The organism is Ruminococcus sp. RTP21359st1_H3_RTP21359_211015, assembly GCF_040909065.1.
Taxonomy (GTDB): Bacteria; Bacillota; Clostridia; order Oscillospirales; family Ruminococcaceae; genus Hominimerdicola; species Hominimerdicola aceti.
This window is the reverse complement of the sequence record NZ_JBDGDD010000073.1, coordinates 1-1792: the sequence shown is the minus strand read 5'-3', so window position 1 is coordinate 1792 and position 1792 is coordinate 1. Positions and strand designations below refer to the sequence as shown.

Annotated in this window: 2 protein-coding genes; one reads left to right on the top strand and one right to left on the bottom strand. The window is 47.9% G+C overall.

Going from position 1 to position 1792, the window contains the following annotated elements; genetic code table 11:
• Positions 1-9: 9 nt before the first annotated feature.
• Entirely contained in the window at positions 10-1296 is a 1287-nt protein-coding gene (locus AB5Z01_RS13655) for an IS1380 family transposase (protein ID WP_027200629.1), read from the top strand.
• Positions 1297-1518: 222 nt separating this feature from the next.
• Here AB5Z01_RS13655 and AB5Z01_RS13650 read toward each other — a convergent pair.
• Positions 1519-1792 (bottom strand): UPF0158 family protein (locus AB5Z01_RS13650; RefSeq protein WP_368365617.1); only part of this gene is annotated, 274 nt, incomplete at its 5' end.

Below are 1792 nucleotides of genomic sequence, written 5' to 3'. Positions count from 1 at the left end.
GTAACAGGCATGGCAAAGGTAGCAATAAAATCCGAAAAAATCACTCCTTTTGGAGGCATATTTCCAATCATGGAGCAATTTACCTCCCTTCTCTCCTCTACAATTGACTCAACACTTGGGTTGAGATGCAAACTCTATGGTTATCAATACAGCGAAATCATCCGCTCCCTCCTATGCGTTTACTTCTGCGGCGGTTCTTGCGTTGAGGATGTCACCACCCACTTAATGGGTCATCTTTCCCTTCACCCCACACTCCGCACCTGTAGCGCCGACACCATCCTTAGGGCAATAAACGAACTGGCCGGGGAAAACATCTCATACACATCCGATGCCGGCAAGTCCTATGACTTCAATACGGCAGACACGCTCAACACATTGCTCCTGAATTGCCTGTTGGCCACAGGGCAGTTGAAAGAAGGCGGGGAATATGACGTTGACTTCGACCACCAGTTCATAGAGACGGAAAAGTACGATGCAAAGCCCACGTACAAGAAATTTCTTGGTTATAGGCCAGGAGTGGCCGTTATTGGTGACATGATTGTCGGCATAGAGAACAGCGACGGCAACACCAATGTACGCTTTCACCAGGAGGACACGCTAAAGAGGATTTTGGAGAGGCTTGAAGAAAAGGGACTGACAGTCAACCGCTTCAGGGCCGACTGCGGCTCATGCTCGGAAGACATTGTGGATGAGGTCAGGAAGCATTGCAGGACGTTCTACATACGCGCCAACCGCTGCAGCTCGCTCTATGATGACATCTTTGCCCTCAGGGGATGGAAGAGGGAGGAGATTAACGACATTGAGTTTGAGCTGAACTCAATTCTCGTTGAGAAATGGAAGGGCAAGCCGTATCGCCTGGTAATCCAGAGGCAGAGACGCATGGGCTGTGAACTTGACCTGTGGGAGGGGGAATACACATACCGCTGCATCCTGACCAACGATTACGAAGCATCCATGAGGGACATCGTGGAGTTTTATAACATGCGTGGGGGAAAGGAACGCATCTTTGATGACATGGCGGGTGGATTCGGATGGGGCCGACTGCCAAAATCATTCATGGCGGAAAATACTGTGTTCCTGCTCCTGACGGCACTGATACGCAATTTCTACAAGGCCATCATGCAAAGGATTGAAGTGAAGAAGTTCGGGCTAAAGGAAACCAGCCGTATCAAGACCTTTGTCTTCAAGTTCATCTCCGTGCCTGCAAAGTGGATTAAGACTGCAAGACAATATGTGCTGAACATCTACACCGACAACCATGCATATGTAGAAGCCTTCAAAACTTCTTCAGGATGATTTCCATCACTTGATGGCCACTAATTGCGTATTGCCTCAAGTCGCTTTATGGGGTAAGGGGATACTAGGCGCATTGAAACGGACGCGAGGACTTAATGGCTGTCTAACTAATCAAAACCCCATTTATCTTCATGTAGGTGGCAATTAGTGAGGGAAGTTGCGGATTTAAGGATATTCAAATCCTTGTATATAAAAATATGAGAAAAAGTCTAAAAATGATTTTTATTTGGCAGACGCATCTATATCCAGGCTATTCAGGTAATCCGCTACAAGCCGCTCGAGTTGTCCTTGTCTGAAATCAAACCATTTCTGACGGTATTCGCTTCCATCAATGACATATTTGAAATTTCTGAATGGCTTCCGTCCCGATACGGCTTTCCGCAACCTCTCTTTTATTCCGGCATCATCCGGTATGCAATCCCGAATGAAACGCTCCATGATCCCGAAGGACTCTCCCAGCTCCGGCGGGTCAATGCGGACGCAGTTCTCCCAACGC

What these genes read in the sequence shown, in the direction of transcription:
- AB5Z01_RS13655 (WP_027200629.1), top strand. Translation starts at nt 10, where the DNA reads ATGGCAAAGGTAGCAATAAAATCCGAAAAAATCACTCCTTTTGGAGGC.